The 14,137-nt window shown below is 59.7% G+C and carries 13 protein-coding genes; 5 read left to right on the forward strand and 8 right to left on the reverse strand.

What is annotated here, in order from left to right; translation table 11 throughout:
- Positions 1-5 precede the first annotated feature (5 nt).
- The 3 genes from PLH32_07895 to purL are packed head-to-tail and all read right to left on the reverse strand — an operon-like array spanning position 6 to position 4,461.
- A complete protein-coding gene (locus PLH32_07895) occupies positions 6-764 on the reverse strand; it encodes a UvrB/UvrC motif-containing protein (protein ID HQJ64517.1) in 759 nt (252 codons plus the stop codon).
- Between the two features lie 51 nt (positions 765-815).
- Positions 816-1,589, reverse strand: a complete 774-nt coding sequence (purQ, locus tag PLH32_07900) for a phosphoribosylformylglycinamidine synthase I (protein HQJ64518.1) — start codon at positions 1,587-1,589, stop codon at positions 816-818.
- 7 nt (positions 1,590-1,596) lie between these two features.
- Positions 1,597-4,461, reverse strand: a complete 2,865-nt coding sequence (purL, locus tag PLH32_07905; GenBank protein HQJ64519.1) for a phosphoribosylformylglycinamidine synthase subunit PurL — start codon at positions 4,459-4,461, stop codon at positions 1,597-1,599.
- Positions 4,462-4,702: 241 nt separating this feature from the next.
- Between purL and PLH32_07910 the strand changes: the two genes are divergently transcribed.
- The 4 genes from PLH32_07910 (at position 4,703) to PLH32_07925 (ending at position 8,795) form a co-directional block, all read left to right on the forward strand.
- Positions 4,703-5,905, forward strand: coding sequence for an NlpC/P60 family protein (locus tag PLH32_07910; GenBank protein HQJ64520.1), 1,203 nt, complete (start codon positions 4,703-4,705; stop codon positions 5,903-5,905).
- A 469-nt stretch (positions 5,906-6,374) separates the two neighbouring features.
- Entirely contained in the window at positions 6,375-6,620 is a 246-nt protein-coding gene (locus tag PLH32_07915) for a hypothetical protein (protein ID HQJ64521.1), read from the forward strand.
- 62 nt (positions 6,621-6,682) lie between these two features.
- A complete protein-coding gene (locus PLH32_07920; protein HQJ64522.1) occupies positions 6,683-7,795 on the forward strand; it encodes a hypothetical protein in 1,113 nt (370 codons plus the stop codon).
- A gap of 100 nt (positions 7,796-7,895) precedes the next feature.
- Positions 7,896-8,795, forward strand: a complete 900-nt coding sequence (locus PLH32_07925; GenBank protein ID HQJ64523.1) for a helix-turn-helix domain-containing protein — start codon at positions 7,896-7,898, stop codon at positions 8,793-8,795.
- A gap of 47 nt (positions 8,796-8,842) precedes the next feature.
- Here the strand turns inward: PLH32_07925 and PLH32_07930 are convergent, their stop codons facing one another.
- From PLH32_07930 to PLH32_07945, 4 genes are all read right to left on the reverse strand, one after another.
- Entirely contained in the window at positions 8,843-9,277 is a 435-nt protein-coding gene (locus PLH32_07930; GenBank protein ID HQJ64524.1) for a hypothetical protein, read from the reverse strand.
- Positions 9,274-9,414, reverse strand: a complete 141-nt coding sequence (locus tag PLH32_07935; GenBank protein HQJ64525.1) for a hypothetical protein — start codon at positions 9,412-9,414, stop codon at positions 9,274-9,276. The genes PLH32_07930 and PLH32_07935 overlap by 4 nt, the downstream gene beginning before the upstream one ends.
- A 410-nt stretch (positions 9,415-9,824) precedes the next feature.
- Positions 9,825-11,606 (reverse strand): hypothetical protein, encoded by a 1,782-nt coding sequence (locus tag PLH32_07940; protein ID HQJ64526.1) that lies wholly within the window; start codon positions 11,604-11,606, stop codon positions 9,825-9,827.
- Positions 11,607-11,616: 10 nt separating this feature from the next.
- Positions 11,617-12,162 (reverse strand): hypothetical protein, encoded by a 546-nt coding sequence (locus PLH32_07945; protein ID HQJ64527.1) that lies wholly within the window; start codon positions 12,160-12,162, stop codon positions 11,617-11,619.
- 141 nt (positions 12,163-12,303) lie between these two features.
- On the opposite strand from PLH32_07945, the gene PLH32_07950 reads away from it, so the two are divergent.
- Positions 12,304-12,558 carry a hypothetical protein gene (locus PLH32_07950; protein ID HQJ64528.1) on the forward strand — a complete coding sequence of 85 codons (255 nt, stop codon included), beginning with the start codon at positions 12,304-12,306 and terminating at the stop codon, positions 12,556-12,558.
- A gap of 42 nt (positions 12,559-12,600) precedes the next feature.
- Here PLH32_07950 and PLH32_07955 read toward each other — a convergent pair whose 3' ends face one another.
- A complete protein-coding gene (locus PLH32_07955) occupies positions 12,601-14,118 on the reverse strand; it encodes an MFS transporter (GenBank protein HQJ64529.1) in 1,518 nt (505 codons plus the stop codon).
- Positions 14,119-14,137 lie beyond the last annotated feature (19 nt).

A 14,137-nucleotide genomic window follows, 5' to 3' on the forward strand; every position in this document is an offset into this window, starting at 1 on the left:
GGGACTCACTCTTTACCGGCCGGTTTCTCCAATTCGCCGAGCATGTCGCGCAGCAGCGCGGCCCGCTCGTACTCTTCCTTGTGAATCGCCTGCCGCAACTCCCGCGCCAGGAGCTCGCGGTCGCTCACCGGGCGCCGGCGCCGGATCTCCACCGCCCATTCATGCAGCAAGTCGAGCTCCAACCGCTCTTCGCCAATGCGGGCGCGATGGGCGAGGTAGAATTTTCTCAATTTAGTGCTGCCCGACTTGATGTATTCGAGGGCCTTGTCATAATCCCGCAGCTCCAGGCTCTGCGACGCACAAGCACGGGTGTTCATCATGATGACAAAGGGGCGATATTGTTCAAAAGACCAGATGATTTCGTCGTTGGAGGTATGCTGGCCGACAAAGTCGAGGACGTGCAGATTGCGCAGGGTGTCGCGGATCACGCGCGGATAGTCGCCCAGGCGCATCAGGGCAAGATAGCGATGGTAGAACTGGACCGACTCCTGCTGTAGCAGCCAGCAGTCCAGAGGCGTCAAGCTCAGGTTGTGCCCCCCCTGCTTCTCGGCAAGACGCGCCTTGTTCAGATAATAGGTGTAATAGGACTCGAAACGATGCGGCCGGCGGCCGTCCGGTCGCCCGTCCAGCTCCATCTGAATAATGCCGAGATCCAGCCGCAGCTGCAGTTTCTCCCGGCCATCCTCGCCGTGAACGAGGCGGACGTTGATATCATTGGGCGTGTAGCGCCACTTCTTCAACAGGGGACCGATGTCATCCGTCATTGCGACCTCCCAACAAAAGCCGGTACTGCCCCCACGGATGGTCCGAGAGCTTCAGCTGAAATAGGCCACCGCATTCCGAAAGAGCGCTACGCCATCACCCTCGCGTGCCAGGCCGTTGCGCGTCCAGCGTGGATGATGGGTCGGATCGATGTGCCGCTCCGGATGGGGCATAAGGCCCAGAATGCGTCCGGTGGAGTCACAGATGCCCGCAATATCGCGGTCCGAGCCATTGGGGTTCTCCGGATATGCTGCCGGCCCGCCATCCGCCGCCGTGTAACGCAAGACGATCTGACGATTGGCCTCCAGCCGGTCGAGCACCGCCGGGCTCAGAGCGGCAAATTTGCCCTCGGCATGGGCGACGGGGAGATAAATCGGACCACTCAGGCCCGCGGTGAAAAGGGAGCGGCTATCGGGCACCTGCAGATGGACCCAGCGGTCCTCAAACTTGCCCGAATCATTATGGACCAGGGTGACTTCCTGGGGGCCGCCCAGATCCACCTCCGGCAAAAGCCCTGCTTTAACTAACACCTGAAATCCATTGCAAATTCCGAGGATGAGTCCGCCGGCCTCATGGAAGGCGGTGAGCTGACCGGCGAGTTTGAACTGCAGCTCGTTAGCAAGAATTTTGCCCGCCGAAATGTCATCGCCGTAGGTGAAGCCGCCGGGGATCGCGAGGATTTGATAGGTTGCCAGATGGACCTCGCCGCGCAGCAGTCGGTTGATATGGATCAGCTCGGCCTCGGCTCCGGCGTACTGGAAAGCGAATTGGGTCTCCATGTCGCAATTCGATCCGGCTGCACGCAGCACCAGCACCTTGGGTTTCATCGTCAACTTACCACCTCAGAGTTTCTTGCCAGGAGCGTTTCAAGGTATCAATGGGCTCATCGACCAGCGGTTCATCCGTCAGACCGCGGATTTGCAGACGAGGTGCGGCTGTGACCTCACCTATAAGGGCACAGGGAAGCCCGGCGAAAGCCGTTCTGAAGGCCGCTTCATTCGCGGGTATCACCTCGACCACAAAACGGCTGTTGGATTCGGCGAAGAGCGCCCAGTCACTACGCTGCAGCTCGCTGCGGCGCACCATCGCCTGCAGGCTCACGGCGGCGCCGAGGCCGCCGGCAAAGGCCATCTCCGCCAGGGCTACACCGAGACCACCCTCGGAGCAGTCGTGGCAGGCACGCACCAGCCCGGCATCGATCGCGTCGGCGAGGGCTGTGAAGAGCGCCCGGGCGCGGACAGGATCGACCCGCGGCACCACTCCGCCCTCCTGCCCCATGAGTTCGTAATAATGCGATCCGCCCAGTTCCTTGCCGGTCTCGCCGAGCAGGTAGAGTCTGTCACCGGCGGTCTTGAGGTCCATGGTGACCGCTTTGCGGCAATCCTCCATGACCGCGATCGCGGAGATGAGCAAGGTGGGCGGGATGGCGATACTCTCCCCCGCCTCGGTCTTGTATTCGTTGTTGAGACTGTCCTTGCCCGAAATGAAAGGCGTGCCCAGCGCCTTGCCCATGTCATAACAGGCCTGCGCGGCGCGGAGGAGGCCGCCGAGACGATCGGGTTTTTCGGTGTTCCCCCAGCAAAAGTTGTCAAGCAGCGCGGTGCGCTCGGGACGCCCCCCGACGGCAACGATATTGCGCAAGGCCTCATCGATGGCCGAGGCTGCCATCCAATAGGGATCGAGGAGTCCATATTTGGGATTGAGGCCGTTGGCTAGTATGACGGCGCGGTGGCTCTCAAGGCGCGGCCGGGTGATGCAGGCATCACCCGGGCCGTCGTTGGCCACACCGACCAGCGGTTTGAGGACGCTGCCGCCCTGAACCTCGTGATCGTATTGCCGGATCACCCACTCCTTGCTGCAGATGTTCGGAGCGGCAAGGAGGCGATGCAGGATCATGCCCAGATGGTCGGGCTGCGGAAACGCCGGTTCGGCATTGCCGGGATTCTCCCAGACGGCCTTGCGCACAATGCGCGGCTGGCCGTCGTGCAGGAAGGCCATTTCCAGCTCGCCGACGACGGTCCCATGGTAGCGCAGGCGGATCTTGTGATCGTCGGTGGTGCGGCCGATCACAGTCGCCTCAACATCCTCGGCGGCGAAGAGCGCCAGCGCCGCTTCGAGGTGCTCCGGCGCGACGAAGATCACCATGCGTTCCTGCGCTTCCGAGATCCAGATCTCCATGTAGGTCAGGCCGTGATACTTGAGTGGGATGAATTCGAGATCGACCTCGGCGCCGGTGCTTTTCGCGAGTTCACCGACTGCCGAGGAGAGTCCGCCGGCCCCGCAATCGGTGATGGCGCGGTAAAGACCGCGGTCGCGGGCCTGCATCAGGGTATCCACCAGTTTCTTCTCGACAATGGGATTGCCGATCTGGACGGCACCGCTCCAGGTTCCTTCGCTCTCGCTGTGCAGCTCGCCGGAGGAGGCTGTGGCGCCATGGATGCCGTCGCGGCCGGTGCGTCCACCGACAACCACAATATAATCGCCCGGCACCACCTGTTTTTCGCACCGGTCGCGCGGGATCAGGCCGACATTGCCGCAGTAGACCAGGGGATTGCCGAGGTAGCGTTCGTCAAAGTAGAGGGCGCCATTCGAGGTCGGGATGCCCATCCGGTTGCCGTAATCGCGGACACCAGCCACCACCCCCTGCATCACCCGCTTGGGGTGCAGCACCCCTTTGGGCAACCGCGCGTGAGGCCAATCGACCGGGCCGAAGCAAAAGATATCGGTATTAATGATCGGCTTGGCCCCGAGGCCCGTTCCCATCGGATCGCGGATGACGCCGCCGATTCCGGTGTTGGCACCGCCATAGGGCTCCATGGCCGAAGGATGATTATGGGTCTCCACCTTGAAACAGAGGTTGTACTCCTCGTCGAAGGTGATGATGCCGGCGTTATCCTTGAAGACCGAGACGCACCAGGGCCGGTTCAACTCCTGCGTGACCCGGAAGATCGTCTCCTTGAGAGGATTGTCGATGATGCGGCCTTCGAACTCAACCAGGCCGGTAAGGGTCTTGTGGCTGCAATGTTCCGACCAGGTCTGAGCGATCATCTCAAGCTCGATATCGGTCGGCTCCCGCTGCAAGCTGCGGAAGTGAGCCTGAATCGTCTGCATTTCGACCCGATTGAGGAAAAGGTCGCGTTCGCGGCTGATCGCCAGCAATTGCTCCGCGTCGGCCTGGAGCAGCGGGATATGAATCAGTTCAAAGGGGGCATCGCTGTTCGCGAAAAAGAGCTTTTCACCGGGAACGCAGAGGTGCTCTACCACCTTGTTCATCAACAGCTTCTGGGCGATGAGCTCTTTTTCGGCCGGCGTGAGCCGGCCGGCCAGTTCGTAGCGCCGGGCGGTTTTGACCGCTTCCACCCGGTGCAACCCGAGGTCCGCCGCTCCCTTGCGGGTGGTTTCGGCGACCAGGTCGGTGACACCGCGGTTGAAGGTCACCTCCACCGACCAGACCTCATCACCGGCGGCGCGGTTGAGCAAGGCATTGATGGCATAGTCGTCGGTTACGGCGTCGGCGAGGAGGCGGGTGGCAATGCGCTGCTGCTCCTCAGGCGAGAGCGCTCCCAAAAAATAATAGACGCGAAAGGCGTACACCGCAATGAGTCCGGTGATGCCCAGGTCACGCGCGCCGGCCAACAGCGCCTCACCGGCGGCATCATGGAAGCGGGGTTTTTGGGCCAATTCGATTCGGGTGATCACGGAAACTCCTTTGCTCGGGATTCAATATAGTGTACATACTTTTGTCCCGAAATGCAAAGAAAAAAAGCACCCCAGCGGCTCCCTTCCGGCTCGGCCCGCTTCAATGCAATTTACTTGACTTTCTCGGACAGGATCGGTAAATTTTGATGCATATCACAATACGCTATCAGCGATAGAGCGCCAACTCCGGGGAGAGGCGGCGTAAAGATAATGGCATCGGACCTTATGAGGAGCGGCTCTATTGGATTGTTATCGGCCCGACCCCCCTTTTTCAGCCCCTGAAGTGCAGCATCGCCCGTCCCCGTGCATCTACCTTGTCCGCGCGGGTAAGGGCTTTCACCGGCAGCACCCGGCTTCCGCGATCTTTTTAATTGCGCTGGTGCTGATTCTGCGCGGCGTTCTGCCCACGCCGCTCAAAGCGCTGCAGATCGATTCGACCGCAACCCCCTTGGCCGCCACGCCGGTGCCGGGGACGATACTGGCAGCGCCGGCCCCCGCCGAACGCTCGGCTGCCGACATCGCGGCTGAGATCATCGCCGCTGAAACGGCCGCCTACACGCTGCGCACCGCTTCCCCTTTGACTTTCAAGTCCGACAGCACCGGACCCGAGATCGTCGCTGCAGCGGCGATGGAAAGGTTTCGTCTCGAAATGCGGCAAAAGATTGCCGCCATCAACGGACCGGATTCCACCTTTTTCCAGCCCTTCCTCGGGCTTAAAACCGGAGCGGCCGACGCCGCGCCCCACGGAGCGGTCGAACGCCTGCAACGCGCCCTGCTGCAATGGAACGCCAAACTTCCCCTGAAAATCAACGGCCATTATGACGAGGCTACGGTCAAATCACTCACGGTCTTCAAGCTTGTCTACGATCTCGGCTGCGACGGCTCCTATATCGATCAGAACACCGCTGGCTACCTGCTCGCCCTCGAAGAGGGCCGACGCAAAGAGCTGCAGGAACCGCAGGGGCCAATCGGACGGCTGGTCTACAACGCGGCCCAGTTTCTTGGCCTGCGCTATCGCCTCGGCGGTGACGGCAAAAAGGCGACCGACTGCGGCATGCTGACGCGGATGGCCCTAATCGGGGCCGGTCTGGTGGATGAGGTCTTTAACCGCGTCGCCGCCACCCAATACAAGTATGCCGAAGAGGGGCAGATGGGACTGACCCTGATCGACAAGAACGAAGAACCGGCTCCCGGGGATCTGGTCTTCTTTAACTGGCACACACGCCGCGCCCGCTATCGCTACAAGGGCATCACCCATGTCGGCATTCTCCTCGGCAAAGTGGGCGAAAGCCTCTACGTGCTCGAGGCCAATTCTAACCGCAGAGAACGCAAGGTCACGATTCTCGATCGGGCTAAGTCGATTCATCGGATCGCCGGCTACGGCCGCTTCACCGCTGCGCCTGAGGAGGGACCCATCGAGCTCTCCCGCGACACCACAGACTGACCCCCCTTCCCAATCAGCCCAGCCCCCCGCATGCCAACCGCTGCCCGGGGCTTTTTTTTTGAACGGCCGGGCATAAAAAAAAGCCCCTTCTGCCTCATGGCAAGAAGGGGCTTTGTCACATCTGCCGAATCGCCTGATCCCGACCGCACCGACACTGATTTCGTACCACGCGAAATCAATGCACCCAGGGAGACAGTGGGGGAGGCCGTCTCCGCTTACTTCAGGCTTTCGCAGACTTGGGGTTCAGCCTTTGGGAGAGTCATGAATGCTTCAGTTCGTCCGGGCTGTCGTCTCACCTCCACTGTAAGTATACAAAAAAAAATTAACGAAGTCAAGCTTTTTTTGGCTGATTGTCATTATTTTTGGCTCTTTAGCCATTTATTATCATTTATTCTTGTTATATTAAATAATTTATTCTAAATTATGGCGGCTCGAGCTGGTCCGGACTCTTACGAATAAGGAGAACCCCATGAAACGAATGATCGGCATCCTCTTTGCAGCGGTAATGTTATGGCCGACCCTCCAGGCAGGCAGCGAAATCGGGCGCGGCGTCTCCCAGGCCATCGTACAAATCGTTAAAATTGACGATCAGGACGTCATTATTTATTTGCATCAGGACCAAAAAAGTGATAAATTAATACTGGATGGCTATCAACAGATATATTTGGCTCCCGATTCACCCTGGCCCATTCCGGATACGACTAAACATCCATGAATCGGGATGGTTCATGCGAGGTCATTGCTTCAAAAAGGACCAGCCGAGCTTTTGCAATGCCTTTGAACCTGATACGAAAAATTCTCATCGCCTGGCTCGTGATGAACATTCTCTGGCTGGCGGCTTCCTTGTTGCCGCACGCCGAGGTGCATTTTCTCAGCTGGGCCAACCACTCTCTCTACAGCCTGCTCCTGCTGCTGGCCCTGGCCATAGCCAGACGAGACCTCTACAAGAAGAGCATCTTTTTCGGCCTCGCGCTCTATTTTCTGGCGCACCTCCTCTCCATCCTGCCCATTTTCATCGGCAGGGGCTATCTCTTCGGCACCAATGTCCAATGCCTCCTCATCTGGCTTTATGCCCAGATTCCGGTCCGGCTTTTTGGATGCCTGACCGTCTTCCTGCTGGTCATCCATTATATTGTGCCGCCGCGCTGGCAGCGCCGGGCCGATCTTCTGGCCCTCCTGGCTACTCTGGGGGCCGCCGTCCTCCTCTTTGAGCCCTACTGGTCCACCACCACCTGTATTGACCATGCTGGCTGGCTGAATGCTTTCATCCGGCGCTTGTTGCCCTTCTCGGTGGTGCCCGTTCTGCTCCTGGTGCTCTACGGCGTCCACATGTTCCGGTATAACCGCCCCGATGCCCTGTATCTCAATCTGCTCGCGTTCCAGCTCTTTTTCATCCATGCGCTCAATGTAGCCGATTATCTTGCCTACACCGCCAATATCAAGGTCTATGGCATCGATCAGTACTTTCTGCTGGGCTGCCTTATTGCCCTGGTGATGATCCTCCTTTTGCGTCTCGGAGTTCTTTTTTCGGAGAAAGAGCGATTCTATGAACGGCTGATTTTCGACCCGGCCTACCTCTCACGCGTGCCGGTCCTCTATTATGACCAGTCTCTGCTGCGCTGGTGGCCGCTGCTGCGCTCTCTGCTGAACCGCTCCATGTCCATTCATCTCGTCGTCGGGCTCCTTTATCTGGCGTTGTCCCTGATGGCCGGCTCTCTCTATACAACGCTCAAGCTGACCTTGCTGATTTTCTGGATCGGCATCCTCATTGTCCTGCTCGAACAGAAATATGCCCGGAGCCAGAGCGGCACCGTGCTGAATGAATCCAAGGTGAACGTCGCCGGGTCCAAACAGGGGGATCGCGCAGGCGCTTCTGCTGCTTTGCCCTGAGTCGAAATCCGTTCTTTGTGACACCTAATCAACACAGGGGGGCTTGATGCGATGGCCCTGCCCAAACCCAACGGTCACTCCCTTTGCACGGAGAGCATCTATGCGCGTTTTTGGTTCAACCTTGATCAACAACACCCTGATCGGCGTCTCACCGGAGATCGAAGCCGTCCGCAACCAGATCATCCAGCTGGCAAAATCGATGAACAACGTCCTGGTCTATGGCGAGCTGGGCACCGAGATCCTGCCCGCCGCACGGCAGATTGCCGAACAGATGCATCTGGAGGCCTCGCGGATTCATGAGGTGAAGGGAAGCCTCATCGAACAGAAACTGCAGCCCTGGTTGAGCCGGCTGGAGGAGAAGAACGCCGCCGGTTCTGCCGCCGTATTGATCATCGACGGCCTGGAGACCGTCAACGCCACGGCGCAGGTACTGCTTCGGGATATACTGGCAGCCCCTCCATCCGGCATCGAGTTGCGCGTCATCTCGACTGCGCTTCCAGGCATCCATGAAGCGGTGCAAAAGAAGGGCTTTCTGCCGGAGCTGTTCATCACCCTGACAGCGAGTTCCGTGCGCATCCCGCCCCTGCGCGAGCGCAAAGAGGATGTCCCCCTGATCTTTGAAGCCGTTTTGCAGCAGATTTTTGGACAAATGAACCGGCCCATTCCGCCGGTCTCGTTTGACCTGGTCATGCACCTGGTCACCCACCAGTGGCCCGGCAATATGATTGAGCTGGAAAAGATGGCTTACGAGTTGGCGCTGCAGGAAGCGCCACAGCCGGCGACGGTGGCCGCTGCCGTGCAGACCGCCGCGCTGCCGCAAATCGGCTCGCTTTCGGAGGCCATCGAGGCGTTGGAGAAGAGCCTGATTAAGAGAAGCCTGGAACAATTTGGCGGCAGCCAGCGCAAGACTGCACACGCCCTCGGCCTCACCGAACCCAATCTTCGCTACCGCATGAAGAAACTCGGCATGAATAAAAAGCTGGTCTATTCAGTCGACTGAGCCGCTATTTAGCCATCATCATCCTGCCCGCCTTGATCTCCTACTGGTCAAGGCGGAACACGCAGAGATAAATCCAGCTTGGCAGTGCATAGCCCCCCGGCGTCGCCTCCATTCCACCACAGCCGTTGCAGCCCCCCCTGGATCTCCGCAGCCAGGGTGGCCACCCATCTTCCCACGATATCACAAACATAAAAATCGACCCTGCCGCCGCGCTGCAGCGTGTATTCGAAGGCTGTCCCGCCATGGAAGGAATTGGGATAGCTTTGCTTCAGTACAAAGGACTCCGGTTGGTTTTCCGCTGCGACCGGAAGGCGCATCGCGGAGGCCGCATCGCGCAGGTAAAAGGTGTAGGCCACCCCTCCCTTGTCGAACCAGGAGAGGCCCAGATCACCTTTGTCATAAACGTATCCATACTCCGTGCTGGTCCGCGTTGGATCATGGACGATCGGATCGCCGGCTGGCGTAAAACCCGCCAGCATCACCAGATGGCTGCTGGCCAGAGATCCACCTTCCAGTACCCCACATCGAGCCAGGGCGACCAGCCCGTCAGATAGGGAAAGCGCATCATCACCCTAAAGCTACCGTTGTCGCCGGGCGCGGTGCCGTTCCATGAGGGCAATCCCTCATCGAAGGGTTACGGCGCACTTTGAGGATTGAGGATGAGAAAACCGGAGGTCGCCCCCTGCACCAGCCGTACATCGCTGCTATCCGGCATTACTTCAAGATTGCCCGAGGATTCGGCATGCGCCAGAAGCGAATCGCCGCCGCTGATCACCCTCAGTTGGTCGGGATAGCTACTTTAGCTGTGAAGTACGGAGAGGCCGCCCGTCAGTAGCGACAGGAACAGCAGGCGGTAACCTGAAATCGGAGCGCGTTTCATTGCGGTCTCCGGATGAGGAGGTCTGGTCTGCGCAGGATACGCGGGAATGTCTGGTCAGGGGTCCGGTCATGGCGCGTTTACAACGGTTTGGCGAAGGCCTTAGGGCGATACAGGTGCGACTAACGCAAAGCGATACACGCTGAATCCGCTCAGTTGTAAAAATTCCAAACAAAACCCCATCGGATCAACCGTTTGGGCTGAGGATAAGTACCGGTGACCGCGACTTCATCGCCGAGCGGATTTTGCAGCATGAAAAAGAGCGCGGCATCCTTGATGATCGCCGTGGCCTGGAACCAGGGAAGCGTTGCGGCGCCTAGGCGCTGCCGCTCCGCAGAAGCCTCAGCGTACCATGGCAGCGCAGCGTGGCGCTCACCCCAGAAGGAGCAGCCGAAACGAAGGCGCAGATCGAGATCGCCGGAGAAAAAGCGGTGATTGATCTGCAGCCAGCCGGCCGCCGCGGTTTCCGGCTGATCGCACGGAGGCGCCTCTTGGAAGATCAATTGTTTGGCTTTACCCCAAAATGTCAACCAACTCGAGATCCGCCATTCTGCAGCGCCGTCCAGACTGAACCGCCACTCCTCCTTCTGATTCTGATACCGGGGCGTATGGCGTCCGTCATCCCATACCAGCAATACCGCATCGGCGATCCGGCTGGCGCCGGCCGCTGCGAAGAGCTGCACAGCGTCGGTACTGCGGTGCAGGCCCACGCCGAGATGATCGGCGCGCTCGGGAGCCAGATCCGGATCGCCCTGAGCGAAGGGGCTCTGCTCAAAACGCGCGGCCAGCGAAGCGGTTGAGCGGCTGCGCTCATACCAGACCAGGGTCCGCCAACCGGCTGCGAGGAGGCTGCGTACCTGCAACTGAGGAAGCAGGGCAAGGCCCTCTCCTCCCCCCGCCTTCTCGAGTGCCAGTTGCGCGCTTACGGCCAACCCGGTCCCGGGATGCGCCGTCGCACGACCCCAGGCGGTCACCAACCTGGCAGCATGATCTCCCCAATCGCCACCCCGGAGTGCGGTGTTGCGGAGGAAGACGCCGGCCGCACCGTCCAGCTTGCGCCAATGCAGGTTAGCGCTGCTGTGCAGATCGACGCGGAGCGCATCGGTGCTCTCATCCCAGACGCCATGACGATAGCCGTAGCGCTCGCGATGGTGGTCGGTAAGCTGGATCAGGGTTTGCCAGCGCTCTTTATACTGCAGCTCCAGGCCGTGATCGTAACGGCTCTCCTTCTGGTGGGGTTGAGAAAGCCCGGGAGCCAGGAAAGGTTTCGAGAAGAGCGGCAGATCGAGGTCGGAGGTGGTGTAAAGCAGCCGGTAGTCCGCGCGCCATGGCTGGCCGAAGGTGCGGGAAAACGCCACAGTAATCTTCTGGGCGCGGTATTTTTCGAAGGGAGCGTCTACACCGGCATAGTTCTTGAGTACCCCACCGACGTTGACGCGCAGATGCTGCGAATAGCGCAGTCCAGCGCGTACGTCAATATCATCATAGCCGTTGCCGCCGGTGCGGTAGGCGACCTGGGAGCGCAGGGAATCGGCGGCAAGATCGCGGCCGGCGATCTCGAGGGTCTGGCTGGCGGCCAGCTCCGGAAAGGGGCGGCTGGCCGGATCGGCGAAAAGCGTCTGACGGGCGATGCTTTCGACCGGAACCAGATTGAGGTCCGCACGTCCGGTCAGCGGATCATCCATCCTGAAGTGATCATAGACCAGGTTGAACTGCGAGGGCGGCGCCGCGAAGAGGGCGCCCCAGGCCGGCAGCCCGATGCTGCCGCGGTCGAAGAAATAAGTGCCGGGAAGCTGGGCGAAGAGGTCACCTGCAGAACCGTAGCCTGAGCCGATCCGCAAAGTGGAATCGGCGCACAAGGGTCCGCCGGGGAATTGGGCAAATGCCCCCGCGGCGAAAAAGAGCAGGAAAAGCCGGACGAAGAGGGTGCGCATGCGCGCTCCGTCAGTCAAGAGTGATGCGGCGTAGCCTCTGCAGCAGCGCGGGCAGCAACAGGGCAAACACCAAGGTATTGCCGAGAAGATGGATCCCGTAAAAGGCCATCCCGGAAAGGAACACCGTCACGAGCTGGCGGGCATTCCCTCCGGTCATCAGCACGGCGAAGCTCAGGGTGGTCAATACGTCGTAGAAGAGCGTCAAAAGAAACCCGAGAGCGCCGAACAACAGGGCCTGCACCCAGGACGGCCGCGCCAGCCAGCGGCTGCGTCGCATCCATCCCCCAGCCATCCCGGTCAGGGCGATCGCAAAGATCTGGGCGATAAACAGCGGCGGTGTTGGCGCACCGTAGGGATTGAAGAGCGAAAAAAGGAGCATCGAGAATGCGCCGATCAGCAGGCCGGTCCCGGGGCCAGTCAGGAATCCCGAAGCAAAAACCGCGGCTGTGAAGACCTCCAAATTGGGAATGGCTAAAAAAAGATAGCCGAGCGTCACGCACAGGGCGACGAGCAGGGCAGCGAGCAGCCAGTGATAATAGACGGGGCGGTGCGGCAAAGAAACTCCCGTTGGTTGTTCTGCAATTTAGAGAAGCGGTTGGTGAATATCAAGGAGATTTTCACCCCATTTTTCTCTTGCATCGCAGAGGGAAATTGATTATTATTAGGTGTACTTTTATACATCTTTTATGGAACAGCCATGCGATTTGAGACCATAAACGAGGCGGTCGAGGTGATCAGCTACTTCGATGGCCAAAAAATGCGGCCGATGCGCTTCCGCTGGCGCAGTCGGCCCTATCATATTATCCACATCAATGGCATCTGGAGCGAGCAGCAGGGACGCGACCGGATCTACCATTTTCATGTCAGCACCCGCGAATCGGGCTCCTTCGAGCTGATCTATCAGAACAGCGGTCTCGCCTGGCGGCTCGGACGGGTGAGCGTGGAAGAGTGAAACGGGAAAAGCCCCACCGGTCGCCCGGCGGGGCACTTGGGATCACAAATCCTCGATCCGTTTAAAGCGCGGCACAAGGAAATACATCACCGCCCAGGCCATGAGATAGGCCAGAGCGCAAAAAGCAAAAACGAGGGTATAGGCGACGGTCAGGCGCTCCTGAACAAGCGGTCCCTGGAGGTTCTTGAGGGCTTCGAAAGCGTGAGCATCCACCGCCTGCAGTTGGGTGACGACCTCCCCGGGCAGATCGGCCAGGGCCTTGGTGTTGAGATTGACCACCTCGCCGTGCTTGTTGACCAGGGAGAGGGCCTTGATCTTTTCCAGGAAGCCGCCGAGGTTGTTCATTTGGGCCTGGGCAAAGGAGCGGGCAATGCCGGCGCTGCGGTAGCCGTCAAAAAGCCAGCCGGCCGCTTTGTTGATGACGATGCCGCCGATGCCGCCCGCCATGCCGCCGATGCCGGTCACGCTTGCAACCGCCTTCTTTGGGAACATATCCGAGACCGTGGTGAAGATATTGGCGGACCAGGCCTGATGTGCGGCCGTGCCGAGACCGATAATCAGCACCGGCAGCCAGTAACTGTAGCTGCCCAGATACTGGGCGGACAGCACCACCAGCGGGATGGCGGCGATGCGGAGCATCGCCTTCATGCGTGCGGCATAGGGTTCCAGCCCCTGGTTGATGAAATGCATGGGCAGCCAGCCGCCGGCAACGCTGCCGACTGTGGACATGCTGTAAAGGACGGCGAGGGGAAAGGCGACCATGGTCCCGGTCATATGGTACTGGGCTTTGAGGTAGGCCGGCAGCCAAAACAGGAAGAACCACCAGACGCCATCGGTCATGAACTTGCCAAAGCTGAAGGCCCAAGTCTGTTTATAGCCCAATAACCGGAACCAGGAGATCTTTTCATTGGGCGCCTCGTTGCCTGGCACGGACTCCTCGGCATCGCTGTGGATATAGGCGAATTCGGCCGGCTTGACGCGTTTGCTGAGCCGGGGGGCCTCATAGAGCCAAAACCAGAATAGCAGCCAGAGCAATCCGATACCACCGACGATGATAAAGGCTGCTTGCCAGCCGAGATGCCCCGCAATCCAGGGCACGGTGAGCGGCGCCAGAATCGCCCCGACATTGGCGCCGGAGTTGAAGATCCCGGTGGCCAGAGCGCGTTCCTTCTTCGGGAACCACTCCGCAATGGTCTTGATCGCGGCCGGAAAGTTGCCCGATTCGCCGAAGCCGAGAAGGCCGCGGGCGGCCATGAAGCCGCCGGTACCGCGCGCCAGGGCATGCAGCATGGCTGCGATCGACCAGACCAGCAGCGAAAGGGCATAGCCCAGCTTGGTTCCGAGCCAGTCGATCAGCCGCCCTGCAAAGAGCATCGAAATGGCGTAGACGAACTGGAAGACGGCGACTATATTGGCGTAGTCGGAGTCGCTCCAGTTGAACTCCACCTCGAGGCGGTCCTTCAGCAGGCTGAGCACCTGGCGATCGAGATAGTTGACGGTCGTGGCAAAAAAGACCAGGGCACAGATGGTCCAGCGATATTTACCGATCTTTGCACTCAGTTCGCTCACCTCAGTTCCT

The organism is bacterium (assembly GCA_035419245.1).
Classification (GTDB): domain Bacteria; phylum Zhuqueibacterota; class Zhuqueibacteria; order Residuimicrobiales; family Residuimicrobiaceae; genus JAKPUX01.

Excerpts from the sequence above, each read along its gene's own strand:
- PLH32_07925 (HQJ64523.1), top strand. The coding sequence starts at position 7,896 with ATGCGCGTTTTTGGTTCAACCTTGATCAACAACACCCTGATCGGCGTC.
- PLH32_07940 (HQJ64526.1), bottom strand. The coding sequence starts at position 11,606 with ATGCGCACCCTCTTCGTCCGGCTTTTCCTGCTCTTTTTCGCCGCGGGG.
- purQ (HQJ64518.1), bottom strand. The coding sequence starts at position 1,589 with ATGAAACCCAAGGTGCTGGTGCTGCGTGCAGCCGGATCGAATTGCGAC.
- PLH32_07915 (HQJ64521.1), top strand. The coding sequence starts at position 6,375 with ATGAAACGAATGATCGGCATCCTCTTTGCAGCGGTAATGTTATGGCCG.
- PLH32_07950 (HQJ64528.1), top strand. The coding sequence starts at position 12,304 with ATGCGATTTGAGACCATAAACGAGGCGGTCGAGGTGATCAGCTACTTC.
- PLH32_07895 (HQJ64517.1), bottom strand. The coding sequence starts at position 764 with ATGACGGATGACATCGGTCCCCTGTTGAAGAAGTGGCGCTACACGCCC.